This window comes from Actinomadura sp. ATCC 39365 (assembly GCF_054392275.1).
Window position 1 is genome coordinate 10,039,381 of record NZ_CP184335.1, and the last position, 24,386, is coordinate 10,063,766.

General features: G+C 71.4%; 19 protein-coding genes and 1 pseudogene. 12 read left to right on the forward strand and 8 right to left on the reverse strand.

Going from position 1 to position 24,386, the window contains the following annotated elements:
* Positions 1–150: 150 nt before the first annotated feature.
* Together ACNF49_RS48000 and ACNF49_RS48005 are read left to right on the forward strand one after the other, a co-directional pair.
* A complete protein-coding gene (locus tag ACNF49_RS48000) occupies positions 151–1,164 on the forward strand; it encodes a trypsin-like serine peptidase (protein WP_482941883.1) in 1,014 nt (337 codons plus the stop codon).
* Between the two features lie 55 nt (positions 1,165–1,219).
* Entirely contained in the window at positions 1,220–2,284 is a 1,065-nt protein-coding gene (locus tag ACNF49_RS48005; RefSeq protein WP_357984102.1) for a trypsin-like serine peptidase, read from the forward strand.
* Between the two features lie 57 nt (positions 2,285–2,341).
* Here the strand turns inward: ACNF49_RS48005 and ACNF49_RS48010 are convergent, their stop codons facing one another.
* On the reverse strand, positions 2,342–3,769 hold the full coding sequence (locus ACNF49_RS48010; protein WP_482941884.1) for an aldehyde dehydrogenase family protein: 1,428 nt from the start codon (positions 3,767–3,769) through the stop codon (positions 2,342–2,344).
* Positions 3,770–4,060: 291 nt separating this feature from the next.
* Here ACNF49_RS48010 and ACNF49_RS48015 point away from each other — a divergent pair, with 291 nt between their 5' ends.
* Entirely contained in the window at positions 4,061–4,708 is a 648-nt protein-coding gene (locus tag ACNF49_RS48015; protein WP_357984108.1) for a TetR/AcrR family transcriptional regulator, read from the forward strand.
* Between the two features lie 13 nt (positions 4,709–4,721).
* Here ACNF49_RS48015 and ACNF49_RS48020 read toward each other — a convergent pair whose 3' ends face one another.
* Positions 4,722–6,362, reverse strand: coding sequence for a PucR family transcriptional regulator (locus ACNF49_RS48020; protein WP_482941885.1), 1,641 nt, complete (start codon positions 6,360–6,362; stop codon positions 4,722–4,724).
* 124 nt (positions 6,363–6,486) lie between these two features.
* Here ACNF49_RS48020 and gabT point away from each other — a divergent pair, with 124 nt between their 5' ends.
* Together gabT and ACNF49_RS48030 are read left to right on the forward strand one after the other, a co-directional pair.
* The gene (gene gabT, locus ACNF49_RS48025; RefSeq protein WP_357984114.1) at positions 6,487–7,815 is read left to right on the forward strand and encodes a 4-aminobutyrate--2-oxoglutarate transaminase; all 1,329 of its coding nucleotides are present in this window, start codon (positions 6,487–6,489) and stop codon (positions 7,813–7,815) included.
* A 210-nt stretch (positions 7,816–8,025) separates the two neighbouring features.
* On the forward strand, positions 8,026–8,226 hold the full coding sequence (locus tag ACNF49_RS48030) for a hypothetical protein (protein ID WP_352362958.1): 201 nt from the start codon (positions 8,026–8,028) through the stop codon (positions 8,224–8,226).
* Between the two features lie 22 nt (positions 8,227–8,248).
* Here ACNF49_RS48030 and ACNF49_RS48035 read toward each other — a convergent pair whose 3' ends face one another.
* The 4 genes from ACNF49_RS48035 to ACNF49_RS48050 all read right to left on the reverse strand — a co-directional run bounded on the left by ACNF49_RS48035 (position 8,249) and on the right by ACNF49_RS48050 (position 13,702).
* Positions 8,249–9,460: a saccharopine dehydrogenase family protein gene (locus ACNF49_RS48035; protein ID WP_358000399.1), complete on the reverse strand. Its 1,212-nt coding sequence runs from the start codon at positions 9,458–9,460 to the stop codon at positions 8,249–8,251.
* 229 nt (positions 9,461–9,689) lie between these two features.
* Positions 9,690–10,847, reverse strand: coding sequence for an extracellular solute-binding protein (locus tag ACNF49_RS48040; protein ID WP_482941886.1), 1,158 nt, complete (start codon positions 10,845–10,847; stop codon positions 9,690–9,692).
* 84 nt (positions 10,848–10,931) lie between these two features.
* Positions 10,932–12,425, reverse strand: a complete 1,494-nt coding sequence (locus tag ACNF49_RS48045) for a CoA-acylating methylmalonate-semialdehyde dehydrogenase (protein ID WP_482941887.1) — start codon at positions 12,423–12,425, stop codon at positions 10,932–10,934.
* Entirely contained in the window at positions 12,422–13,702 is a 1,281-nt protein-coding gene (locus tag ACNF49_RS48050) for an aspartate aminotransferase family protein (RefSeq protein WP_482941888.1), read from the reverse strand. The genes ACNF49_RS48045 and ACNF49_RS48050 overlap by 4 nt, the downstream gene beginning before the upstream one ends.
* Positions 13,703–13,937: 235 nt before the next feature.
* On the opposite strand from ACNF49_RS48050, the gene ACNF49_RS48055 reads away from it, so the two are divergent.
* Complete coding sequence (locus ACNF49_RS48055) at positions 13,938–14,636, forward strand: alternative oxidase (RefSeq protein ID WP_357988853.1); 699 nt, start codon at positions 13,938–13,940, stop codon at positions 14,634–14,636.
* On the opposite strand, the gene ACNF49_RS48060 is transcribed toward ACNF49_RS48055, so the two are convergent.
* Complete coding sequence (locus ACNF49_RS48060) at positions 14,633–16,123, reverse strand: MFS transporter (RefSeq protein ID WP_498703583.1); 1,491 nt, start codon at positions 16,121–16,123, stop codon at positions 14,633–14,635. The genes ACNF49_RS48055 and ACNF49_RS48060 overlap by 4 nt on opposite strands.
* 13 nt (positions 16,124–16,136) lie before the next feature.
* Between ACNF49_RS48060 and ACNF49_RS48065 the strand changes: the two genes are divergently transcribed.
* From ACNF49_RS48065 to ACNF49_RS48085, 5 genes and pseudogenes are all read left to right on the forward strand, one after another.
* Entirely contained in the window at positions 16,137–16,838 is a 702-nt protein-coding gene (locus ACNF49_RS48065) for a TetR/AcrR family transcriptional regulator C-terminal domain-containing protein (RefSeq protein WP_482941890.1), read from the forward strand.
* A gap of 13 nt (positions 16,839–16,851) precedes the next feature.
* Positions 16,852–18,480 carry an AMP-binding protein gene (locus ACNF49_RS48070; protein ID WP_482941891.1) on the forward strand — a complete coding sequence of 543 codons (1,629 nt, stop codon included), beginning with the start codon at positions 16,852–16,854 and terminating at the stop codon, positions 18,478–18,480.
* Positions 18,481–18,536: 56 nt separating this feature from the next.
* Positions 18,537–20,152, forward strand: a pseudogene (locus ACNF49_RS48075) (PucR family transcriptional regulator).
* Entirely contained in the window at positions 20,149–21,189 is a 1,041-nt protein-coding gene (locus ACNF49_RS48080; RefSeq protein WP_357988838.1) for a DmpA family aminopeptidase, read from the forward strand. The pseudogene ACNF49_RS48075 and the gene ACNF49_RS48080 overlap by 4 nt, the downstream one beginning before the upstream one ends.
* Before the next feature lie 5 nt (positions 21,190–21,194).
* Positions 21,195–21,587, forward strand: coding sequence for a cupin domain-containing protein (locus ACNF49_RS48085; RefSeq protein WP_352319347.1), 393 nt, complete (start codon positions 21,195–21,197; stop codon positions 21,585–21,587).
* On the opposite strand, the gene trpS is transcribed toward ACNF49_RS48085, so the two are convergent.
* On the reverse strand, positions 21,584–22,546 hold the full coding sequence (trpS, locus tag ACNF49_RS48090) for a tryptophan--tRNA ligase (RefSeq protein ID WP_482941892.1): 963 nt from the start codon (positions 22,544–22,546) through the stop codon (positions 21,584–21,586). The two genes, ACNF49_RS48085 and trpS, sit on opposite strands and share 4 nt — an antisense overlap.
* Before the next feature lie 257 nt (positions 22,547–22,803).
* Here trpS and ACNF49_RS48095 point away from each other — a divergent pair, with 257 nt between their 5' ends.
* On the forward strand, positions 22,804–24,273 hold the full coding sequence (locus ACNF49_RS48095) for a phosphodiester glycosidase family protein (RefSeq protein ID WP_482941893.1): 1,470 nt from the start codon (positions 22,804–22,806) through the stop codon (positions 24,271–24,273).
* The last annotated feature ends 113 nt before the right edge of the window (positions 24,274–24,386 follow it).

Consider the following 24,386-nt stretch of genomic DNA (forward strand, 5'->3'; position numbering starts at 1 on the left):
ACAGCCGCGATCCCGGCTCCCGAGTGACAGGCGATAACCCAGACCAGTTATGTCCAAATATCGCTATATCGGGATGCGCATATCTCGAGAAATCCCGATTATTGGGCGGCTACCTTCCAAGCCCCAGCTCCGGTTTCGGGAGGTTACGTAATGCACCGCAGAGTTGCCCTGCTCTCCGTCCTCACCCTCGCCGCCGGGAGCATCGCCCTGCTCCCCGGCACCGCGGCGCAGGCCGGCGCGGCACCCCGTCCCGCCCAGCACGCCGCCGCGGACTCGACGTCCGAGCAGCGGCAGGTCACGCGGTACTGGACCGAGGCGCGCATGGAGAGCGCGCAGCCGCTCGACCTGCCCGCGCCCAAGAACGGCGGGAAGGCGGCCCGCGGCGCGGCGGCCGAGCCCGGCGAGCCCGATGGCGGCACCCCCTGGCAGGCGCCGCCCACCGGCGGCCGGGGCGACGGACGGCAGCTCCGGTCGGCGAACAGCTCCGGCGCCCCCTGGAGCGGCGGCGGCGCCGTGGTGAAGACCACCGGCCGGGTCTTCTTCACCTACCAGGGACGCAGCGCCTCGTGCTCGGGCTCGGCGGTGACCAGCGCGAACAGGAGCGTGGTGCTGACCGCCGGCCACTGCGTCAAGCTCGGCGGCGCCTTCCACACCAACTGGGTGTTCGTGCCCGGCTACGCCGCCGGCCAGCGGCCCTTCGGCACCTGGCCGGCCGCCAGGCTGCTGACCACTCCCCAGTGGAACGCCAGTGAGGACGTCAACTTCGACGTGGCCGCCGCCGTGGTGGCCCAGGTGGACGGCAAGAGCCTGGTGGACGTCGTCGGCGGCCAGGGCGTGGCCTTCAACCAGCCGCGTGGCCGGCAGATGTACTCCTTCGGCTACCCGGCCGCGGCCCCCTACGACGGCTCGAAGCTCATCTACTGCAGCGGCCGCACGTTCGACGACTTCCTGCTCTCCGACGATCTCGGCCTGACCTGCGACATGACCGGCGGCGCCAGCGGCGGCCCGTGGATGCTGAATTTCGACGAGTCGACCGGTCTCGGCACGCAGAACTCGGTCAACAGCTTCAAATACAACTTCGCCCCCAACTGGATGTTCGGCCCGTATTTCGGAAACGAAGCACAGGCCGTTTACCAGGCGGCGCAAACCACCGGCACACTCTGATCAATTTACGGAAAGTAGCCACAAGAACACACCTCGTGGTGCACACTCGGGGGCCATGACCCTGAGCACCTCCCTGCTTGCGGCCGCCCCGCTGATCGTGGGGCTGACGGGACCGGCGATCCTCGGCGCGGTCCCCGGCCAGCACCTGGTCGATCGTCCCGCCGTCGAGCACGCCGCGGCCCGGCCGAGCCTGGTGGTCGAGCACGAGGCCGCCCGGAGCGACGCCGAGCAGCGGCGCGTGCTCGGCTACTGGACCCCGCAACGCATGGCGGCGGCCCTGCCCATCGGTCTGCTCGACTCCGTGACCGACGGCGACGGCCTGCTCAGCGGCCTGACCGGCCGCGGCGGGGCGCAGGCGAAGCCCGGCGTGTCCGGCGGCCGTACCGAGATCAACGTCGGCCGCCGCCGCCAGGCGTCGTCCAGGCCCCAGGCCAGCACGATCGGCGCGCGCTGGAGCACCGGCGGAGCCGTGACCAGGACCACCGGGCGGGTGTTCCTGACCCTGGCGGGCGCCGACTTCGTCTGCTCGGCCAGCACGGTCACCAGCGCCAGCAAAGACCTCGTCGTCACCGCCGGCCACTGCGTCAAGGACGGCGCCGGCGAGTGGGCCGAGAACTGGACGTTCGTCCCCGGCTACGGCAGGGGCGGCGAGCAGCCCTACGGCCAGTACGCGGCCCGCCGCATGTTCGTCTCCGCCCCCTGGTCGCGCTCCGGCGACGACAACCACGACGTCGGCATGGTCGCCCTGGCCACCTCGGGCGGGCGGCACGTCGCCGACGTGGTGGGCACCCAGGACATCGCCTTCAACGCCAGGCGCGGCGGCCAGACCTACGGCTTCGGCTACCCGGCCGACCCGCCCTACGACGGCGACCAGCTCGTCTACTGCGCCGGGCGGCTGCGCGACGACCCGTACAAGCAGACGCACGACCAGGGGCTCGGGTGCGCCATGACCGCCGGGTCGAGCGGCGGCCCCTGGCTGTCCGGCTTCGACCCGATGACCGGCCGCGGCACGATCACCTCGCTGAGCAGCTTCAAGTACAGCGACGACCAGCACACCATGTACGGCCCGTACTTCGGCCAGGCCGCCAGGACGGTCTACGCCACGGCCGAACGCGCCTGACGGCGGCGCCGGACATACGAACGCCCCGCGCCGGGGAGGCGCGGGGCGGGCCGGGAGCTACAGCGACAGGCCGGTGAGCACCATGACCTTCTCGTAGGTCAGGTCCTCCATGGCCGAGTGCAGGCCCTCGCGGCCGATGCCGGAGTCCTTCACGCCGCCGTACGGCATCTGGTCGGCCCGGTACGACGGCACGTCGCCGATGATCACGCCGCCGACCTCCAGCTCGCGGTTGGCCTTGAAGGCTGCGTCCAGGGAGCGGGTGAAGACGCCGGCCTGGAGGCCGTACTTGGAGTCGTTCACCATGGCGTACGCCTCGTCGATCGACGCGGCCGGCTGGAGGATCATGACCGGCCCGAAGACCTCCTCGCAGGCCACCTTGGCGTCGTGCGGGACGTCGGCCAGCACGGTCGGCGCGACCGTGGCGCCCTCGCGGGTGCCGCCGGCCAGGACGCGGGCGCCGGCGGCGACCGCCTCGCGCACCCACTCCTCCACCCGCTCGGCGGCGGCCTCCGACACCAGCGGCCCGACCTGGGTCTTCTCGTCGGCCGGGTCACCCGTGACGAGCCCACCGACGGCCGGCAGCAGACGCTCGACGAACGCGTCGTAGACCGGCTGCTCGACGATCACCCGCTGGACGGCGATGCAGCTCTGACCGGCCTGGTAGTTGGAGAACAGGGCGATGCGCTGCGCGGCCCAGTCGAGGTCGGCGTCGGCCAGCACGACGGCCGCGGCGTTGCCGCCCAGCTCCAGGGTCACGTGCTTGCGCGGCACCTGGTCGGCGATGGCGTAGCCGACGGGCGCGGAGCCGGTGAAGGAGACCACGGGCAGGCGGGGGTCGTCGACGAGGGCGGCGGCGCGCTCGTTCTGCACCGGCAGCACCGAGAACATGCCCGCGGGCAGGTCGGTCTCGGCCAGGATCTCGCCGAGGACCAGCGAGGACAGCGGCGTGGCGGGCGCGGGCTTGACGATGATCGGGGCGCCGACGGCGATGGCGGGCGCGACCTTGTGGGCGACCAGGTTCAGCGGGAAGTTGAACGGGGTGATCGCCAGCACGGGGCCCTTGGGCACGCGGGAGACGTAGGCGAGGCGGCCCGCGGCGGCCGGCTCGGTGTCGAGCCGCTGCACCTGGCCGGACCAGCGGCGGGCCTCCTCGGCGGCGAAGCGGAACGTGGAGATCGCGCGGTTGACCTCGCCGCGCGCCCAGAAGATCGGCTTGCCGTTCTCGGCGGTGATCAGGTGGGCGATCTCGTCGGCCCGCTCGGCCAGCCTGCGCGAGACGTGCGCCAGGGCCTCGGCACGTACGTGCACGGGCAGGGCGGCGGCCTCGCGCGAGACCGCGTGGGCGGCCGCGACGGCCTCCTCGACCTGGGCATCGGTCGGTACGGAGTACCGGCCGACCGCACGACCGTCATGAGGGTTGGTCACGGTGAGATCGGTTTCGCCGGTGGCGGGCCGGCCGGCAAGCCAGAAGGTACGCACGTCCATACCCACGACGTTATGCCAAGCGGGAGACCGGGGATTTACACCACGGTGCACAAGACTCCCATGAGCGCTCACCGTTAAGTACAAGCCCTGGTGTATACCCATGATGTAACAGAAGTAGACCCAATTCGGGATGTTTACCATGCGGAGTGGTTTGAGCGATCTCCGCCATGGCTAAGTCATCGGGTGCGGGTCTCCAGCGCGGTGGGCCCCCGATCAGAAAGGCGTGGGCCCCGTGACCGAGCAACGTGAGGTCACAAGGACACTGAGCTCCTTGGTCGCTGGGGAGGTCGCATGACCTCGACCCCGCTGGGCCTGCAGGGCGCCTACCTGCTGGGCGAGCGCGCCACCCACGACGAACTCCGTTCCCGCCTGCTCGACGTGGCGGTGAACCTGCTTCAGAGCGAGGGTCCCGACAGTCTGACCATGCGCAGGATCGCGGCCGAGGCCGGCTGCACGACGACCGTCATCTACACGATGTTCGGCAACCGGGAGGGCCTGGCCGAGGCGCTGTATCTGGAGGGTTTCGAGCGTTTCCGCCGCTTTCTCGAAGCGGTCCCGCAGCGGCGCAACCCGCTGGAGTACCTGACCGCGCTCGGCCCCGCCTACCGGCAGGCGTGCCTGTCCGAGCCCGGCTACTACAGCCTGATGTTCGAGCAGGCCATCCCCGGTTTCGAGCCCAGCGAGCGGGCCAGGACGCTCGCCCGCGCGGCGCTGAACATCCTCGACCGGGTGATCGCCGACTGCATCTCCGCCGGCTACGTGACGCCGACCCAGCCGCGCAAGATCGCCGACGCGCTCTGGGCCGCCGCGCAGGGCGCGATCAGCCTGGAACGGGCCGGCCACCTGCGGGACGACCGCACGTACGAGGCGGTCACCCTGGCCACGATCTGCTGCTACCTGGTGGACAAGGACAGCCTGCCGTCGGCCCCTGGCCGCTGAAGCTACCCGCAAGTCAGCGGCGGGAGGCCTCCAGGGCGAGCCACAGCTCGGCCCGTACGCCCGGGTCGTCGAGGTCGCGGCCGAGGAGTTCGGCGACGCGGCGCATGCGGTAGCGCAGCGTGTGCCGGTGGACGCCGAGCCGCTGGGCGGCGGCGTCCCAGTGGCCGTTGCTCTCGAGGTAGGCGCGCAGCGACTCGACCAGGTCGGCGCGGGAGCCGTACGCGGTGAGCGGGGCCAGCAGCGCGCCGGAGAACGCGTGCAGGGCGTCGGTGTCCAGCAGTGCGAGCAGGCCCTGTCCGGCCAGGTCGGCGAACCGTACCGTGCCGCCGTCGCTGTGGGCCAGCGCGCGGCGTGCCTGGTCGAGCGCGTCGCGCAGGCCGTCGTAGCGGCAGGGCGAGCTCAGCCCGGCCGGCCCCTCGACCTCCCGCGCCGCCTTCTCCGCGGCCCCCTCGGACACCAGGCAGACGCTCACCTGCTCACCGCCCTGAGGACCACCGCCGCTCCCCCTGCCGCTGCCGCCGCCGTGACCGCCGCCGTGACCGCCACTGCTACCGCCCCGGTGACCGCTGCCGTCGTCGAGGAGCGCCGTGAAGCCGTGCGGCTCCAGCGTCTCCAGGGCGGCCGCGCCCGCCGCCAGGACCACCAGCGGCTCGCCGGGCAGCCGCGCGCCGAGCGTGCCGGCCACCGCCCGCGCCTGCTCGACCGCCCCGCCGAGCAGCAGTTCCAGCACGGCCGAGCGGAGCCGCCGGCCGGCCTCCCGCTGGGCCCTGCCCTGCTCCATGGCGAGCGTGAGCAGCGAGCCGGCGGCGTTGATCACCGTGTGGGTCACCGGTGAGAAGGGCCTGCGGGCGCCGACCGCGAAGAAGCCGCGCGGCCGTGGACCGCCGCCGAGCGGCTGGATCACGACGTGCTCGTCGGGCCCGGACAACGCGAGACTCGCCGGCACCCGCTCACCGCCCTGACTCCCGCCACGCGCCCGTTCCGCCACCGGTACGGCGCCGCGCGCCCGCTCGGCCTGGGCCCCCGGGGCGACGGGCACGCCCGTGAGCGCGCGCTCCGCCCCGGCGGTCCGGTCGGGCTGGGTTCTTCCCGGGCCGCCGGCGCGCAGGCGGCGCAGCTCGGCCACCACGACCGGCACGTCGGCCCCCGGCGTGGCGTGCCGCACCTCGCCCGTCTCGTCGAGCAGCACGGCCCAGCCGTCGATCTCCTTGGCCACCCGGTCGATGACCGCGTGCATGCCCTCCGGCCGCAGCGCCGCCCGGGTCAGCCGCCCCTGCGCGGCGAAGGCGCGGGTGATCTCGTCGTACTGCTCGGCCGCGAGCAGCTCGCTGACCACCTTGCCGATGGCGATGAACGGCGTCTCGCGCGGCACCTCGAACAGCGGCAGCCCCGCCTCGTCGGCGGCCGCGACCAGGGCGGGCGGGACGTGCTCGTGGGAGAGCCCGACGCCGAAGCCGAGCCCGGCCACCTCGCGGCCCACCAGCCGGGCTACGTATCCGGAGAAGTCGCCTTCCAGGCGGATCCCCGTCGTCAGCAGCAGCTCCGCGCCCTCGAGGAACGGCGTCGGGTCCTCCAGCTCGCTGACCGCCACCCAGCGCACCTCCGCGTCGAGCGCTCCGGAGGCCGCCGCGCCCGCCAGCTGACGCAACTTCATCCGTCGCACCACGGTGCGCAGCGAAGGTGCCATACGAGTTTGTCCATTCCGGCAAAGGCGAGCACCCCCAGTGTGCCATATCGACGTATCGGTCCAGGTCGGAGCCCGACGTAGCGTCGAGCCCATGAGCATTCCCCAGGAGCGGCGCGTCGTGACCGCGATCCCAGGCCCCAAGTCGCAGGAGCTGCTGGCCCGCAAGCAGGCCGCCGTCCCCTCCGGCATCGGCACCACGCTGCCGGTCTTCGTCACCCGCGCCGGCGGCGGCATCCTCCAGGACGCCGACGGGAACTCTCTGATCGACTTCGGCTCCGGCATCGCCGTGACCAACGTGGGCAACTCCGCGCCGAAGGTCGTCGAGCGCGTCCAGAAGCAGGCGGCCGACTTCACCCACACCTGTTTCATGGTCACCCCGTACGAGTCGTACGTGCAGGTCTGCGAGAAGCTCAACGAGCTGACCCCCGGCGACCACGAGAAGCGCACCTTCCTGGTGAACTCCGGCGCCGAGGCCGTCGAGAACGCCGTCAAGGTGGCCCGGCACGCCACCGGCAGGCAGGCCGTCGTGGTGTTCGACCACGGCTACCACGGCCGCACGCTGCTCTCGATGACCATGACCGCCAAGAACATGCCGTACAAGCACGGCTTCGGCCCGTACGCGCCCGAGGTGTACCGGGTGCCGCTGGCCTACCCGTTCCGCTGGCCGACGGGCGCGGACAACTGCGCGGAGGAGGCCGCCGCGCAGGCCATCGACCAGATCAACAAGCAGGTCGGTGCGGAGAACGTGGCCGCCGTGGTGATCGAGCCGATCGCCGGCGAGGGCGGTTTCATCGTCCCGGCCAGGGGCTTCCTGCCGCGGATCGCCGAGTTCTGCCGGGCGAACGGCATCGTGTTCGTGGCCGACGAGGTCCAGACCGGCTTCGCGCGCACCGGTGACCTGTTCGCCTGCGAGGACGAGGGCGTCGTCCCCGACATCATCTGCACCGCCAAGGGCATCGCGGGCGGCCTGCCGCTGGCCGCCGTGACCGGCCGCGCCGACCTGATGGACCACGTGCACGTCGGCGGCCTGGGCGGCACGTACGGCGGCAACCCGCTGGCCTGCGAGGCCGCGCTCGGCGTCCTGGAGACGATCGAGTCGGAGGACCTGGTCGCCAAGGCCCGCCGCATCGGCGAGATCATGCTCCCCCGCCTGCGGTCGCTGCAGGAGCGGTTCCCGGCGATCGGCGACGTGCGCGGACGCGGCGCGATGATCGCGATCGAGCTGGTCGAGCCGGGCACGAAGAACCCGGACCCGGCGGCCGTCCAGGCGATCGTCAAGCGCTGCCACGCCGAGGGCCTGGTGGTCCTGACCGCCGGCACGTACGGCAACGTGCTGCGCTTCCTGCCCCCGCTGGTCATGCCCGAGCACCTGCTCGAGGAGGGCCTGGGGATCCTGGAGAAGGCCATCTCCGCTCTATAGCAAAGACCGAAAAATCGGGCATCCAGCTTGCGGCTGGATGCCCGATTTTGTGTGTGTAACGCAGGTCACTCGGGTAGAGAATTCACCCTGGCTTGACGCTCAGCTAGACGATCACGGCCTCGGTCAGGGTTATAACGGATCCGGACATGCGGAGGGGCGATGGCAGCTGGGAGCGTGATGAACTGGGGTCCCGCCAGAACGGCACGGAGTATGTTGACGTTCGACCCTGAGGGCCTGACTCCGGCCCAGCGCGACGGCGACGCCTGCGTGGTGTGCCACAAGAGGTGGCCGCGGCCCCGGGTCCGGGTCGGCAAACTGCCCGACAACTCCTCCGTGCTCGCCTGCACCGAATGCGCCGAGGCGCTCCTGCCCGCTCCCATGGCGACCGTGGTGGCCTTCCCGGGCCGTTAGGCCGCGGCCGCCAAACCGGCCATCAAGCTGCGGCCGCCTCGCGCAGGCCCCACGGCGAGCCGTACTCGCGCAGCAGGTCGAGGAACGGCACCGCGTCGAACGCCTCGGGGCCGAGCACGCCCTCGCCCTTCCACACCCCGGTCGCCACCAGCTCCAGCGCGACGACCGGATGGATCGCCGTCTGCCACACGACGGCCTGGGAGCCGTACTCCCGCATCGACCATTCGTTGTCCACCACGTGGTACAGGTACACCTCGCGCGGCGAGCCGTCCTTGCCGGTGCCCTTGACCCACGTACCCGCGCAGGTCTTGCCGCGCATGCGGGCGCCCAGCGTCGCCGGGTCCGGCAGGCTCGCGGCGACCATGTCGCGCGGCGCCACCTCCGCCCCGCCCACCCTGATCTTGTCGGCGCTGTCCAGGCCCAGCTTGCGCAGCGTCTTCAGCACGCCGATGAACTCCTCGCCGAGCCCGTACTTGAACGTCACCCGCCGCGCCGGGATCCACCTCGGGACGAGCAGCACCTCCTCGTGCTCGACGTTCACGCACTCCACGGGCCCGATCCCGTCGGGGAAGTCGAACACCTCGGGCTCGCTGAACGGCTCGGTGGTGCGCCACTGCCCGTCCTCCCAGACGACGGGCGGGTTCAGGCACTCCTCGATCGTGGTCCAGATGGAGAACGTGGGCGCGAAGTCGTAGCCGTCCACGACCAGGTTGGCGCCGTCCCTGATGCCGATCTCGTCGATCTCGTCGAACAGGTGGTCGGCGGCGTAGCGGGCGAACACGTCCGCGAGCCCCGGCTCGACGCCCATGCCGACCAGCGCGAGCCGGCCCGCGCCGCGCCACTCGCCGTCGCGCTCGAACTGCCGGTCCCCCAGCTTCACCCCCGGCTTGCGGTACGGCTCGCGCGGATGCGGCTTCGACAACGACATCGCCATGTCCAGGTAGTGGGCCCCGGCCTCCAGGGCGGCCTCGAACAGCGGCATCGTGAAGCGTGGATCGACCGCGTTGAACAGCACGTCACATCGGTGCTCCCGGAGCGCCGCGGTGACCTGGGCCCGGTCGGAGGCGTCCAGCTGGATGGCGGTGAAGCGGGGGTCGTCCACGGCGGCGACGGCGCGGGCCGCCCGGCTCTGTTGGGAGTCGGCCACCACGATGTGTTCGTAGAAATGGCGGCGGGCGGCGATGGGCACCACGGCGGAGCCGACGCCTCCGGCGCCGACAAGAAGGATTCTCATGGGAAGAACATACTCACTGACTGGTCATTCAGTCGAATTTTCGCGCTGGAGAGTTCCGGAACCAGGACGTTCTTGCGCCCGGAACAGCGAGACGTCCTGGAACCAGGACGTTCGCCGCCCCGGAAACGGCGAGACGCCCCGGGACAGGGGGAAGGCCCGGGGCGTCTCTGCAGGCGCACCCGGGGGAAGGCACGCCCGCGATGGGGTCGAGCGGAGGCGGAGATCTCACCTACTCGGCGAGTTCGGCCCACCGTTTCCCCCAGACGGCATAATCAGTGCATTCCCCGTCCTCGCCGCGGCAACCGCCCGGCGGCCGGACGGCGAAGGCGATCCGGTCGAGCCGCTTGGGGTCGTCGGCGCCGTAGAGGTCGCAGATCGACTTGGCGCGGCCCTTGCACGCCTTGTCGTTGGCCGGCGCGAGCCCCACCCAGGCGGCGGCGTCACGCTGGGCGTCGGCCGCGGTCATCCAGGTCAGCCAGCGGTAGGCGCAGGTGGTGTCGGGCAGGTTGGCGCCGAGCATCCAGGAGTCGAGCCAGCCGGTGGCCGCCTTGGCGCCGACCGTCCGGACCGGTTTGCCGGCCTTCTGCAGCAGCAGGCGATAGTACGGTGTGGCCTGCGCGTAATCCAGCGACCCGGTGGCGAAGCCCTTGATCAGGTCGATCGGCTTCCGCCAGTAGGTGCGCCCCTTCTGCTGCCCGAGCAGCGCCATGGCCCGGTCGAGCTGCTCCTGGCTCAGCTCGTACGGGTCCTTGACGGTGGCGTCGGTCAGCGCGGCGTCGGCGATGGTCAGCGGGGTGTCGCGGAGCGCGGCCCGGTCGGAGGCGAACACCTGGCTCATGCTCGCGCCCTTGCCCCTGGCCGCGTCGTAGATGAACTCGTGGTACCCCCACAGGAACGGCACGCCGTAGACCTTGCCGGACACCTTCACCATGTCGCGGAAACGCTCGTCGAGGTCGTCGTAGCCGCTCACCTTGGCCGGGTCGATCGGCTGCACCAGCTTGCGCGTGATCAGGTCGCCGGCCAGCGCCGGGCCCGCCGAGATCAGGTCGTACGGACGCTCGGCGGCCGCGACGGCCCGCTCCATCTCCTCGGCGGTGCGGACGGTGTCGACGCGGGCCAGGCGGCAGCCGGTCTCCTTCTCGAAGGAGCCGACCCAGTTGGCCTTGGGGCTGACGCCGCCGTACTCGGCGTAGCCGCGGTAGGTGAGGATCTGCAGCGTGCCGTCGCTCTGGGTGGCCGTGGGCGAGGGCGTGGCCGACGGGGTCGGCTTGGGGCTGGGCCCGGCGGCCGGCTGAGCCGCCTGCCCGGCGGCCGTGGACACCGCTCCCGTGCCGGCGACCAGCGCCGCCGCGGCCAGCGCCACGGCGGATATGCGACGGCGTCTCACGATGTCCCCCCTTGTCCGTTGCGCTGGAGCTTACCGGGGACGGGACCGGGAGGGACGCCGGTCCCTCCCGGCCACAGACGTGAGTTACCCGTTCGTGGGGAAGCCCAGGTTCACGCCGCCGTGGGACGGGTCCAGCCAGCGCGAGGTCACGACCTTGCCCCGCGTGTAGAAATGCACCCCCTCGGTGCCGTGCACATGCGTGTCACCGAACAACGATGACTTCCACCCGCCGAAACTGTAGAACGCCATCGGCACCGGGATCGGCACGTTGATCCCCACCATCCCCACCTCGACCTCGTTCTGGAACCGCCGCGCCGCCCCGCCGTCGTTGGTGAAGATCGCCGTGCCGTTGCCGTACACACCCTCGTTGATCACCCGCAGGCCCTCCTCATACGAGGACACCCGCACCACCGACAACACCGGACCGAAGATCTCCTCGATGTGCGTCCGCGACCCCACCGGCACATGATCCAGCACCGTCGGCCCCAGCCAGAAGCCCTCGCCCCGGCCCCCCAGCACCTCGCTCTCCCGCCCGTCCACGACGAGCTTGGCACCCTCCTCGACGCCCAGATCCAGGTAGGAGGCCACCTTGTCCCGATGCGCCGCCGTCACCAGCGGCCCCATCTCCGAACGCGGATCATCGCCCGGGCCGACCACCAGCCTGCCCACCCGCTCCACGATCTTCTCGACCAGCTCATCGCCCACCGGGTCCACGGCCAGCACGACCGAGATCGCCATGCACCGCTCACCCGCCGACCCAAACCCCGCCGACACAGCCGCATCAGCCACCAGATCCAGATCCGCGTCCGGCAGCACCAGCATGTGGTTCTTGGCCCCGCCCAGCGCCTGCACCCGCTTGCCGTGCGCACTGCCCGTCTCGTACACGTACCGGGCGATCGGCGTCGAACCCACGAACGACACCGCCGCCACGTCCGGATGCTCCAGCAACCGGTCCACCGCCACCTTGTCGCCCTGCACCACCGAGAACACCCCGTCGGGCAGCCCCGCCTCCCGCCACAACCGCGCCATCAGCAACGACGCCGACGGATCCCGCTCCGACGGCTTCAGCACGAACGCGTTCCCACACGCGATCGCCACCGGGAACATCCACATCGGCACCATCGCCGGGAAGTTGAACGGCGTGATCCCCGCCACCACCCCCAACGGCTGCCGCATCGAATACGAATCCACCCGGGTCGAGACACCCTCGGAGAAACCACCCTTGAGCAGATGCGGGATCCCGCACGCGAACTCCACCACCTCCAGCCCGCGCGCCACCTCCCCCAGCGCGTCGGAGTGCACCTTGCCGTGCTCGGCCGAGATCAGCCCGGCCAGCTCGTCCCGATGGGCGTACATCAGCTCACGGAACCGGAACAGCACCTGCGCCCGCTTGACCAGCGAGGCGTCGCGCCAGGCGGGAAAGGCCGCGACGGCCGCGGCGACCGCGGCGTCCACGTCGGCGGCCGAGGCCAGCCGCACGTGGCCGCTGACCTCCCCGGTCGCCGGGTTGAAGATCTCCGCCGTGCGGCTGTCGCCGTCCGCCGGAGCTCCGTTGATCCAGTGCGTGACCGACTTCACTGAGCTGCTGCCTCTGCGTTGATGACTTCGAGTGCGTTGACGATGATCCCCAGGCCCTCGGCGGCCTCCTCCACCGTGAGGGTGAGGGGCGGGGCCATGCGGATGGCGGTGCCGTACAGACCGCCCTTGCCGGCGAGCAGGCCCGCCTTCTTGGTCTCCTCCATGAAGCGGACGGCCTGGGCGGGGCTCTCCAGCTCGACGGCGAACATCAGGCCCTTGCCGCGCACGTCCTTGACGATCGGCAGGCGCTCGGCCGCCTCCTTGAGGCCGCCGATGATGATGTCGCCGGTCCGCGCCGCGTTGGCCTGGAGGTCGTGGTCGAGCACGTAGTCGAGGGTGGCGTTCGCGGCGGCCATGGAGATGGGGTTGCCGCCGAAGGTGGACAGGCCCACGGCGTGCGGGGCGTCCATCAGGTCGCCGCGGGCGACGATGCCGCCGACCGCGAAGCCGTTGCCCAGGCCCTTGGCGAACGTGATCATGTCGGGGGTCACGTCGTGGTTCTGGATGCCGAAGAACGCGCTGCCCGTACGGCCCCAGCCGGTCTGCACCTCGTCCGAGATGAGCAGGATGCCCTGCTCGTCCAGGACCTCCTTGTAGGCGGCGAACAGCCCGTCGGGGGCCATGGTGAAGCCGCCGACGCCCTGGATCGGCTCGGCGATCAGCGCCGCCACGTCGTTGGAGACCGAGGTGGCCAGCACGTGGCGCAGGTCGTCCACGCACGCCTTGATGTAGTCGGCGTCGGACAGGCCCTTGAACTGGGTGAGGTGCCGGTCGGCGCCGTGCAGGAAGTGCACGTTGAGCGGGGAGAGCGAGTTGTTCTTCCACGCCCGGTTGGAGGTGACGCTGACCGCGCCGAAGCTGCGCCCGTGGTAGCTCTGCCGCATGGCGAGCACCTGGTCGGTCTTACGGGCGTAGGTCGCGAGGAGGAGGGCGGTCTCGTTGGCCTCCGTCCCGGAGTTGGTGAAGAACACCTTGGCGTCGGGGATGCCGGAGAGCCGGGCGATCTTCTCGGCGAGCTCGACCTGGCCGCGCAGCAGGTAGACCGTGCTGGTGTGGACCACGCCGGTGGCGAGCTGGCGCTCGACGGCGTCCCGCACCTCGGGCACGTCGTACCCGATCATGTTGGTCAGGATCCCGGCGAAGAAGTCCAGGTAGCTCTTGCCATCGGCGTCGATGACGCGGTTGCCCTTGCCGCTGACGATCTCGATGGGCTCGTTGTAGTTGAGGGCCAGCCAGTTCGGCATCACTGCCCGGTGGCGCGCGAGAAGCTCCGACATGCTACCGAGTATCCCGTCCCCCAGGGCTTCCTGGCAGCGGCAGGCTGTCGGCGGGGGGTCAAATCACCTTACAAACTGTAAGTCCTCCCCCTAGGGGATCACCCGTGCGCCTGGAGGCGTACGCGCCGGCCTCCCGGTACGCCGTCAGAGGCATCACGATTGACCACTGGCGGGCGACGACCCGGCGGGCCCCGCTCGGCCACCATCGGATCATCGACGAACCGAGGAGACCGAGATGACCGTCACCATCGACCTTCGCCCCGAGGCGCCCGCCGGGCCGCCCAAGCTCGACCGCGACCAGCTCCGCCGCGCCCAGCAGGACACGCTGGACACTCCGCGGATGAACTACAGCCTGCTGGCCCGGATGATGTTCAAGCCCGTCGACCTCATGTACGGCCGGAAGGGCTCCTACACGAAGTTCGCCATGCTGGAGATCATCGCGCGGGTGCCGTACCAGGCGTGGGAGCGGATGGGCTACTGGGCCGTCCACCGGCACGCCGGACGGTCGGCCCTGGCCAGGAGGGTCTTCGAGCGCATCGTCGAGGCCCGAGCCGACCAGGACAACGAGCAGTGGCACCTGCTGATCATGCAGGACCTGGTGCAGCGCACCGGGCAGCGGCAGAACTGGCTGCTGCACAAGGCGGCGCCATGGCTGATCGCGTTCTTCTACTACCACGTGTCCTGGGTGCTGTTCGTGGTCCGGCCGGACTGGAGCTACCGGCTCAACGCCGAGTTCGAGGACCACGCCGAGCACGAGTACATGACGTTCGTGGCCGAGAACCCCGACCTGGACTTCGTGCCCGACCCCGGCACGTACGCCGACGAGTACGGCCGCTACCGCTCGGTGGCCGACCTGCTCCGGCAGATCGGCCACGACGAGCGCACGCACAAGCTGGACAGCCTGGAGAGCATGCGTGAGCCCCGCGTCCGCTAGACCTTGGCCGGCTCGGGAGCCGCGACGGGCACGGCCGGGCGCAGCACGACCAGCGCGAGCAGCGCGGCGGCGAGGCTGAACCCGGCCCCGACCCACGACCCGAGGTGCACGGCCACGGTGAAGGCCCGGTCGGCGACCTCGCCGAGCCCGATCTGTTCGGCGACCCCGATCGACTCGCGGGCCGCCGCGGGCGCGTCGAGCGGCATCTCCGCGGTGTAGACGCCGGCCAGCACGCTGCCGAGCACGGCGATGCTCATGGCCAGGCCCACCTGCTGCACGGTGTCGTTGAGCGCGGAGCCGACTCCCGCGTGCTCCAGCGGGATGGCCCCCATCAGCGAGGCGTAGGCGGAGGGACCCGCCAGGCCGGCTCCCGCGCCCATCAGCACCAGCCCGCCCATCAGCGGCAGGTAGCCGGTGGTGAGCGCCATCACCACGAACCCGGCGGCCATGATCACCAGCCCGGCCGAGATCAGCACCCGGTTGGACACCTTCTTGCCCAGCGCCGCGCCGACGCCGTTGAACACGACGGCCGCCACCGCCTGGGGCAGCATGGCCAGGCCCGCCTGGAGCTCGCCGTAGCCGAGCACGAACTGCAGGTACTGGGTCAGCATCAGCATCACGGCGCCCGCGCCGAACGACATCAGCAGGATCGAGAAGGACGCGCCGCTGAAGTTGCGGTTGCGGAACAGCTGCAGCGGCAGCATCGGGTGCTCGGCCCGCCGCTCCCAGATGACGAACGCGGCCAGCGAGACCACCGCCACCGCGATGAGGGCCACGTTCCACTCTCGTTCGATGATCACGTAGACGGCCGAGCTCAGGCCGACGATCGAGAGCACCACGCCCACCGGGTCGATCCGCCGCCCGGCGCTGCGGGTCTCGGGCATCAGCGCGAACGCGGCCACGATGGCCAGCACCGCGATCGGGATGTTGAGCAGGAAGACCGAGCCCCACCAGTAGTGCTCCAGCAGGAAGCCGCCCAGCGTCGGGCCGGCGATCACGCCGAGCATCGCCACGCTTCCCCAGATGGCCATGGCCTTGCGCCGCTCGTCCTCCTCGAAGACGGTCATGAGGATGGAGAGCGTCGAAGGCATCAGGATCGAGCCGCCGACCCCCATCAGGGCCCGCGCGCCGATCACCTGCCAGGGCTCGGAGGCCAGCACGGCCAGCGCCGACGCGCCGCCGAAGAAAGCCAGGCCGATGACGAGGAAGCGGCGGCGGCCGTACCGGTCGGACAGGCTTCCGGCGGTCAGCAGCAGGCCGGCGAAGACCAGCACGTAGGCGTCGAGGATCCACTGGATGTCGGACGGCGTCGCGCCCAGCTCCTCGATCAGGGACGGGATCGCTAGGTTCAGCACGGTTCCGTCCACCGTGAGGACCAGCAGCGAGAGGCAGAGCACGACAAGGACCCACCAGCGACGGGGGTCTCGTACAGCGTTCGAGGTCACTCGCACAGCGTACGACAACTCTCGCACACTGTGCGAGAGCATTTATCCTGGAGGCATGACCGGCAAGCAGTTCACCTCCGTCTGGTTCCGCGAGCCCCGCAAGGCCGCCGCCCCGGGCCGCAGCCGCGAGGAGATCGTCCGGGCCGCGCTGGAGCTGCTCGACCAGGAGGGGATGGCCGGGCTGAGCATGCGCAAGCTCGGCGCGAAGCTGGGCGCCGGCGCCACCAGCCTCTACTGGTACGTCGCCAACAAGGACGAACTGCTCGAACTGGCCTACGACCAGGTCTGGGCCGAGATGACCGTCCCCGACGCCGAGGAGGTGGGCTGGCGCGACGCCGCCTCCGCCATGGCCTACGGCATGCGCGCGGTCATGCTGCGGCACCCGTGGTCGGCCGACCTCCTCGGCCGGGTGCCCGCACTCGGCCCGCACGCCCTGTCGGCCTCCGACCGGATGCGGAAGGTCTTCAGGGCGGCCGGGTTCCACGGCCTCGACGTCGACTACGCCGTGGCCGCCGTCACCGCCTTCGTCTACGGCATGACCTTGCCCGAGATCGCCTGGGACGCCACCGCGAACGACTCCGACTACGACGCCGACGAGATGCGCGGCATGGTCGCCAAGGCCGCGGCCGATTTCCCCGACATGCTGGAGAGCCTGGCCATGGAGGCGTACCAGGATCCACAGGTCATCCGGGCCACGGCGTTCGACTTCGGGCTCGTGTCGGTGCTCGACGGCCTTGAGCGGCGGCTGGTGACGTAGCAGGATCCGGGGCATGAGCGATTTCCGCGCCGCCCGCGATCTTCTCCTGAGCGCCGACTACCCCACCGCCCGACGTGACTTCCGCTGGCCGCGGGCCGAGCGGTTCAACTGGGCGCTCGACTGGTTCGACGGGGTGCTGGCCGCCGAGACGCCGCAGGCCGCGGCCCTGACCATCGTGAACCCCGGCAGCCGGGTCTCCCACACCTTCGCCGAGTTGTCGGCCCGCTCCAACCAGGTCGCCAACTGGCTGCACGAGCAGGGCGTGCGCCGGGGCGACCGCGTGCTGCTCATGCTGGGCAACCAGACCGAGCTGTGGGAGTCGCTGCTGGCGGCCATGAAGCTCGGGGCGGTGGTCATCCCGGCCACGACCCTGCTGACGGCCAAGGACATCGGCGAACGCCTCGACCGCGGCCAGGTCGCCCACGTGATCGCCAACGCCGCCGACGCGGGCAAGTTCGGCGTCGGCGAGTTCACCAGGATCGCGGTCGGCGACGCGTACGGGTGGCTGCCGTACCACGAGGCGTACGACGCCGACGAACGTTTCACCCCCGACGCCCCCACCCTGGCCGGCGACCCCCTGCTGCTCTACTTCACCTCCGGCACGACCTCCCGCCCCAAGCTGGTCGAGCACACCCACGCCTCCTACCCGGCCGGCCACCTGTCCACGATGTTCTGGATCGGCCTGCGCCCCGGCGACGTGCACCTCAACGTCTCCTCCCCCGGCTGGGCCAAGCACGCCTGGAGCAACGTCTTCGCCCCCTGGAACGCCGGGGCGACCGTGCTCATCCACAACTACGAGCGCTTCGCCGCCCGCGCGCTGCTGGAGGTGCTGCGCGAAGAGCGGGTCACCACGTTCTGCGCGCCCCCGACGGTGTGGCGGATGCTCATCCAGGAGGACCTGACGGCCTGGAAGCTGCCGTTGCGCACCGCCGTGGCCGCGGGCGAGCCGCTCAACCCCGAGATCATCGACCAGGTCGCCAAGGCGTGGGGCATCACCATCCGCGACGGCTACGGCCAGACCGAGACCACCGCCCAGATCGGCAACGTACCGGACGAGCCGGTCAAGCCCGGATCGATGGGACGCCCGCTGCCCGGCTACGACATCGTGCTCATCGACCCCATCTCCGGCGAGCCCGGCGACGACGGCGAGATCTGCCTGCCGCTCGACCCCCGCCCCCTGGGCCTGATGGCCGGGTACGTCGGCGGCTCCGCCGAGGCCATGCGCGACGGTTTCTACCACACCGGCGACGTCGCCACCCGCGACCAGGACGGCTACATCACCTACGTCGGCCGGACCGACGACGTCTTCAAGGCCTCCGACTACCGCATCTCGCCGTTCGAGCTGGAGAGCGTGCTGCTGGAGCACCCCGCGGTGGCCGAGGCCGCCGTCGTGCCCGCCCCCGACCCGGTGCGCCTGGCCGTGCCGAAGGCGTACGTGATGCTGGCCCCCGGGTTCGAGCCCGGCGCCGAGACCGCGCGGTCGATCTTCGAGCACTGCCGCCGGGAGCTGGCGCCGTACAAGCGGGTGCGCCGGCTGGAGTTCGCCGAGCTGCCCAAGACGATCTCGGGCAAGATCCGGCGGGTGGAGCTGCGGGTGCGCGAACCCCAAGGTGAGTACCGCGAGGAGGAGTTCAATCTGTGACAGTGTGTATATGGTTGTATGACCGTTCTTACAGGTTGATCGGCTAGGCTCGCCCCGTGCTACCCACCATCGCCGACGTCCTCGCCCTGGAGACCGTGCGCCGGGGTGGCCCGCGCGTGGTCGCGGGCGCCGACCGGCTCGACACCAAGGTGCGGTGGGTGCACGTCGGCGAGATCGCCGACATCGCCCACCTGCTGCGCGGCGGCGAGCTGGTGCTCACCACGGGCGTCGCGCTGCCCGACGACCCCGAGAAGCTCGCCGACTACGTCGGCGAGCTCGCCTCCGTGGGGGCCTCCGGGCTGATCGTTGAGCTGGGCCGCAGGTTCCTGCGCGAGTTGCCGCGGGCGGTGGTCAAGTCCGCCGAGGAGCACGGCCTGCCGGTCATCGTGCTGGCCCGCGAGACGCCGTTCGTGCAGATCACCGAGTCCGTGCACGCCCGGATCATCGACATCCAGCTCGAGGAGCTGCGCGCCTCCGAGCAGCTGCACGAGGTGTTCACCGAGCTGTCGGTCGAGGGCGCCTCGCCCGCCGAGGTGCTGACCCAGGCCGCCCGGCTGTCCGGCCGCCCGGTGCTGCTGGAGAACCTCGCCCACCAGGTGCTGGCCTGCGAGTCCGCGGGCCGCGACGCCGGCGCGCTGCTGGCCGGGTGGGAGAGCAGGTCGCGGGGGTGGCCCCGGCCGAGCGCACGGCCTACGACCCCGCCTCCGGCTGGCTGGTCACCACCGTCGGCGCGCGCGGCCAGGACTGGGGCCGGCTGATCCTGATCTGCGAGACGCCGCCGACGCCGCGTGAGATGGTGCTGGCCGAACGCGCCGCCACCACGCTGGCCCTCGGCCGCCTGCTCGAACGCCACCAGGAGTCCCTGGAACGCCAGGCCCACGGCACGATCATCACCGGCATCCTGACCCACGCCTACGCCGACCCCGACGAGGCCGCCGCTCGCGCCCGCGCCGTCGGCGTGCCGCTGACCGGCCGCAAGCTGATCAGCGTCGTCATCAGGCCGACCGAGCCCGTCGACCAGGCGCTCGACGGGCAGGCACAGCTCGGCGAGCTGGCCGAGGCCACCGCCGCCGCCTGCCGCGACGCCCGTCTGCCCGCCCTGGTGGGCGCGCTCGACCAGGAACGGGTCGGCGTCCTGCTGCCGCTCCCGCCGCGTACCGGCGCCGAGCCCGCGCTGACCGCGCTCGCCGAGCGGCTGCGCATGCTGTGGCGGCCCGGCTCGGCGTTCGTCCTGGCCGCGGGGTCGGTGGTGGAGTCCATCCGCGACGTACGGCGCAGCTTCCTCGAAGCCGAGCAGGTCGCCGACGTGGCCGTGCGCCAGCCGGACGGCCGCGTCTTCTACCGCCTGCCCGACCTGCGCCTGCGCGGCCTGCTCCACCTGCTGCGCGACGACGCGCGACTGCAGACGTTCGCCGAGCGCGAGCTGGGCCCGCTGCTGGCGCACGACGCCCAGCGCGGCGGCGACCTCACCCGGATCCTGCGCACCTACCTCGACGCGGGCCGCAACAAGGCGGTGGCCGCCCAGAAGGCCCACCTGTCCAGGCCCGCCTTCTACGACCGCCTGCGCCGCCTCGAACGCATCCTCGACACCGACCTCGACGACGTCGAGTCATGCCTGTCACTGCACGTCGCGCTGCTGGCGCTGGAGTCGTTCCGCAGGGAGAACCGTTGAGAGCTCGTGATCATGGCATCGTCATCGGCGCCGGCGTCCCCGGTCCGCTGAACGCGATCACCGACGTGCCCGGCGTCCTCGTCGGCCACACCACGCTGACCGAGGGCACCGCCCGTACGGGGGTCACCGTCGTCCGCCCCGGCCCCGGCTCGGCCTACGACTCCCCCGTGTACGCCGGCTACCACTGGCTCAACGGCAACGGCGAGATGACCGGCCTGCCCTACCTGGACGACTTCGGCCTGCTGCACTCGCCGATCGGGCTCACCAACACCTTCTCCGTCGGCGTGGTGCGCGACGCGCTGGTCTCCCTGGAGATCGGCGGCCGAGGCCGGAGCGCGTGGTCGCTGCCGGTGGTCGCCGAGACCTGGGACGGCCGGCTCAACGACATCGACGCCCGGCACGTCCGCCAGGAGCACGTCGAACGGGCCTACCACGGCGCCTCGGCGGGCCCGGTGCCCGAGGGTTCGGTCGGCGGCGGCACCGGCATGATGTGCCACGGCTTCAAGGGCGGCATCGGCACCGCGTCCCGCGTGACCGGCGACTACACGGTCGGCGTGCTCGTCCAGGCCAACCACGGCAGGCGCGACCGGCTGACCGTCAACGGCCGCCCGATCGTCATGGACGACGTGCCCCGCCCGGGGCTGCCCGACGGCTCCGAGGGCGCGGGATCGATCATCGCCGTAATCGCCACGGACGCGCCGCTCCTGCCCCACCAGTGCCGCAAGCTCGCCCAGCGCGCCGGTCTCGGCGTGGCCAGGACGGGCGGCGCCGGCGAGAGCGGCAGCGGCGACGGCTTCGTCTGCTTCGCCACCGGCAACCGCGGCCTGCCCTCCAACGCCCTCGACGACCGCGGCTCCGGCGTGTTCGAGGTGCGGGTGCTGGCCGACGCCCGCCTCGACCCGCTCTTCCACGCCGCGATCGAGGCCACGGAGGAGGCCATCGTCAACGCGCTGGTCGCCGCCGATACGATGACCGGCGCGAACGGCTTCACCGCCTACGCACTCGACGGCGCCCGCCTCGCCGACCTGGTGAAATGAGCAACATGTCTGATGTCCTGATGCCCGACCTCGAAGACCTCGGCCGCATGATCGCGACCGCCGGCGCGTTCGCCGTGCCCGTGCACGACGTGCGGCTGACCCCCGACGAGCTCGATCCCGAGCAGATCGTCGCCGGCGACCCGGCCACGTCGTCGCTGGAGCTCGGCGACGGCAGGGGCATCTGGGAGATCACCCCCGGCGTCGTCACCGACGTCGAGACCGACGAGATCTTCGTGGTGCTGTCCGGCCGCGCCACGATCGCCGTCGAGGGCGGCACCACGATCGAGGTCGGCCCCGGCGACGTGTGCCTGCTGGCCGAGGGCGCGCGGACGACGTGGATCGTGCACGAGACGCTGCGCAAGGTGTACCAGTCCCGGCAGTCCGGGCAGCCCCGCTAGAACCCCATCGCCGCACGCACCGCCGCCAGCGTGCGGACCGCCCGCTCCCGGGCCCGCTCGTTGCCCTGCGCCAGCACCTGACGGACGTCGGCCTCGGTGTGCTCGCGCCGCCGCCGTCTGATCGGGCGCAGGAACTCGTTGACCGCCTCGGTGGTCAGCGCCTTGAGCGCGGCGGCCCCGCCGTCGCCGATCTCCTCGGCTATCTCCCGGGGCGGGCGGCCGAGGCAGAGCCCGGCCAGCGTGAGCAGGTTCGCGACGCCGGGCCTGTGCACCTCGTCGAAGGTGATCAGGCGGTCGGAGTCGGTGCGGGCCTTGCGGATGAGGGCCGCGGTCTCGTCCTCGGTGGCCGCCAGGGCGATGGCGTTGCCGCGGCTCTTGCTCATCTTGCCGCCGTCCAGGCCCATGAGCAGCGGACGCTCGCCCAACATGGCCTCGGGCAGCGGGAACACCTCGCCGTACCGCTCGTTGAAGCGCCGCGCGACCAGCCGCGCCACCTCCACGTGCGGAAGCTGGTCACGGCCCACGGGCACCAGCGTGCCCTTGCAGAACAGGATGTCGGCGGCCTGGTGCACCGGATAGGTGAACAGCAGGCCGCTGACCGCGCGCCGGGCGCTGTGCGCGATCTCGTCCTTCACCGTCGGGTTGCGGCTCAGCTCCGCCACCGACACCAGGCTCAGGAACGGCAGCAGGAGCTGGTTCAGCTCCGGGATCGCGCTGTGCTGGAAGATCGTGACCTTGCCCGGGTCGAGGCCGACGGCCAGGTAGTCGAGGAGCACCTCGGTGATGTTGCGCTGGATCTCGCCGGGCAGGTCGCGGTCGGTGATCACCTGGTAGTCGGCGATCAGCACGTACGTCCGGTAACGGTCCTGCAGTTCCACCCGGTTGGCGAGGGTGCCGAAATAGTGGCCCAGATGCAGGCGTCCGGTCGGACGGTCGCCGGTCAGGACGACGTCGTTCACGATGGGTCTCTCCTTCAGGTGTGCCGCCTGAGGGGAGCCCGCACGCTCGGAAAGGGGCCGCCACCAGGACGGCCCAGCATGGGAAATCAGCGGCCGTCTGCCGGCCGCCACCACATGCTGATGCGGGTCATAGCTCAATGTTATCTGGGCTGGGTGTCAATCTCGTAACCTCTTGAGCAGTTTGGCGCGTTCGGCTGACTCCGCGACCTTGATCTCGTCAGGATGGTTCGGTCCCTTTTCCGCCCTCTGGAGAGTTCATGTCTCGACGCACCATCGCCGGCGGCCTGGCCATAGCCGCCACGATCACCGTCACCACGCTGCCCGCCTCGGCGGCGCAGCTCGCGGTGAAGTTCCCGTCGGCCGGTTTCCCGCTGGGCTCCCGGCCTGCCGCCACCAAGACGCTGACCGCCGTGACGCAGGGCATCGACCTGTACGACGTGAAGGCGGGCAGCTCCACCGACGGCTACACGGTGACCGTGCTCATGCCGAGCGGCCGCGACTACGGCGCGCTGGAGACCGCCCAGGCCAAGGTCGCCGAGGTCGAGGCGGCCGGGGAGGCGCCGAGCCTGCAGAAGGTGATCCGGCCGAGCGTGGCCGACGCGCCCTCCCAGACCGTCTACATGGTCCGCGTGGGCCTGTGGTCCTTCAAGGACAAGGCGAAGGCCGACGAGACCGCCAAGGCGCTCAAGGAAGCCGGGCTGAAGGTCAAGGTCGACTACCTCGGCGACGACGGCCTGAAGACCACCGGCCCCTGGGACGCCAAGGTCGTCATGATCGACTCCCGGACGTTCCGCGGCTCCTACGCCGCCTCCCTCGGCACCAGCGTCGCCGCACGCGAGACGGTCTCCTCGATGGCCAAGGCGCGCAACGCGGTGGTCGGCGTCAACGGCGGCTTCTTCAACATCCACACCGCCAAGAACCTGCGCGGCGAGCCCGTCGGCGCCTCCGTGGTCGCCGGCCGGCTGCTCAGCGAGGCCGTGCCGGGCCGCTCCGCCGTGGTGCTCCAGGGCCGCAGCGTCCGCATTACCGAGCTGAAGACCGCCGTCACCGCCACCTCCCAGGACGGCGACAAGCTCGCCGTCAACGGCGTCAACCGCGCCGCCGCCACGGACGAGGCCGTGCTCTACACCGAGGAGTACGGCGCCAAGACCCCGACCGGCGGCACCGACGTCGTCCTCGACGCCAACGGCAAGGCGGTCACCGTACGCGCGAGCGGCGCCGCCGTGGCCAAGGGCGCCCGGGTGCTGCACGGCCAGGGCAGCGCCGCCGAATGGCTCGACGAGCACGCCTGGGAGGGTTGGACGGTCAGGATCGACACGAAGGTCACCGACCTGCGCACCCGCAAGGCGCTCAAGCTGACCCCCGACCTGAACGTCATCGCCGGCGGCGTCGGCCTGGTGCGCAACGGCCATGTGAAGATCACCGCCAAGCGCGACGGCCACGACTCCGTGAACATGATCCTGCGCCGCCACCCGCGCACCCTGCTCGGCGTCACCAGGAACGGCAGCCTCATCCTGGCCACCATCGACGGCCGCCAGCCCGGCGTGACCATCGGCGCCAACTTCCACGAGGCCGCCCAGTTCATGCGCTGGCTCGGCGCGGTCCAGGCCATCAACCTGGACGGCGGCGGCTCGACCGCGATGGTGGTGTCGAACAAGCTGGTCAACCGGCCATCGGACGGCGTGGAGCGCGGCGTCGGCGACGCCCTCCTCGTCCTTCCCCAGTAGCCGCCGGGGCGCGAGGGGCAGGCTCGCCCCCTCCGCCCCGGCTCCCCACCCCACCAAGCACCCCCCACCGCCCCGGCTCTCCCTCCGCCGGGCCCCACCCCCTCTGCTCCCAC

What these genes read in the sequence shown, in the direction of transcription:
- ACNF49_RS48030 (WP_352362958.1), top strand. Translation starts at nt 8,026, where the DNA reads ATGTTGACGTTCGACCCTGAGGGCCTGACTCCGGCCCAGCGCGACGGC.
- ACNF49_RS48005 (WP_357984102.1), top strand. Translation starts at nt 1,220, where the DNA reads ATGACCCTGAGCACCTCCCTGCTTGCGGCCGCCCCGCTGATCGTGGGG.
- ACNF49_RS48015 (WP_357984108.1), top strand. Translation starts at nt 4,061, where the DNA reads ATGACCTCGACCCCGCTGGGCCTGCAGGGCGCCTACCTGCTGGGCGAG.
- ACNF49_RS48095 (WP_482941893.1), top strand. Translation starts at nt 22,804, where the DNA reads ATGTCTCGACGCACCATCGCCGGCGGCCTGGCCATAGCCGCCACGATC.
- ACNF49_RS48000 (WP_482941883.1), top strand. Translation starts at nt 151, where the DNA reads ATGCACCGCAGAGTTGCCCTGCTCTCCGTCCTCACCCTCGCCGCCGGG.
- ACNF49_RS48035 (WP_358000399.1), bottom strand. Translation starts at nt 9,460, where the DNA reads ATGAGAATCCTTCTTGTCGGCGCCGGAGGCGTCGGCTCCGCCGTGGTG.
- ACNF49_RS48060 (WP_498703583.1), bottom strand. Translation starts at nt 16,123, where the DNA reads ATGCTCTCGCACAGTGTGCGAGAGTTGTCGTACGCTGTGCGAGTGACC.
- ACNF49_RS48010 (WP_482941884.1), bottom strand. Translation starts at nt 3,769, where the DNA reads ATGGACGTGCGTACCTTCTGGCTTGCCGGCCGGCCCGCCACCGGCGAA.
- ACNF49_RS48085 (WP_352319347.1), top strand. Translation starts at nt 21,195, where the DNA reads ATGTCTGATGTCCTGATGCCCGACCTCGAAGACCTCGGCCGCATGATC.
- gabT (WP_357984114.1), top strand. Translation starts at nt 6,487, where the DNA reads ATGAGCATTCCCCAGGAGCGGCGCGTCGTGACCGCGATCCCAGGCCCC.
- ACNF49_RS48020 (WP_482941885.1), bottom strand. Translation starts at nt 6,362, where the DNA reads ATGAAGTTGCGTCAGCTGGCGGGCGCGGCGGCCTCCGGAGCGCTCGAC.
- ACNF49_RS48065 (WP_482941890.1), top strand. Translation starts at nt 16,137, where the DNA reads ATGACCGGCAAGCAGTTCACCTCCGTCTGGTTCCGCGAGCCCCGCAAG.
- ACNF49_RS48070 (WP_482941891.1), top strand. Translation starts at nt 16,852, where the DNA reads ATGAGCGATTTCCGCGCCGCCCGCGATCTTCTCCTGAGCGCCGACTAC.
- ACNF49_RS48055 (WP_357988853.1), top strand. Translation starts at nt 13,938, where the DNA reads ATGACCGTCACCATCGACCTTCGCCCCGAGGCGCCCGCCGGGCCGCCC.
- ACNF49_RS48050 (WP_482941888.1), bottom strand. Translation starts at nt 13,702, where the DNA reads ATGTCGGAGCTTCTCGCGCGCCACCGGGCAGTGATGCCGAACTGGCTG.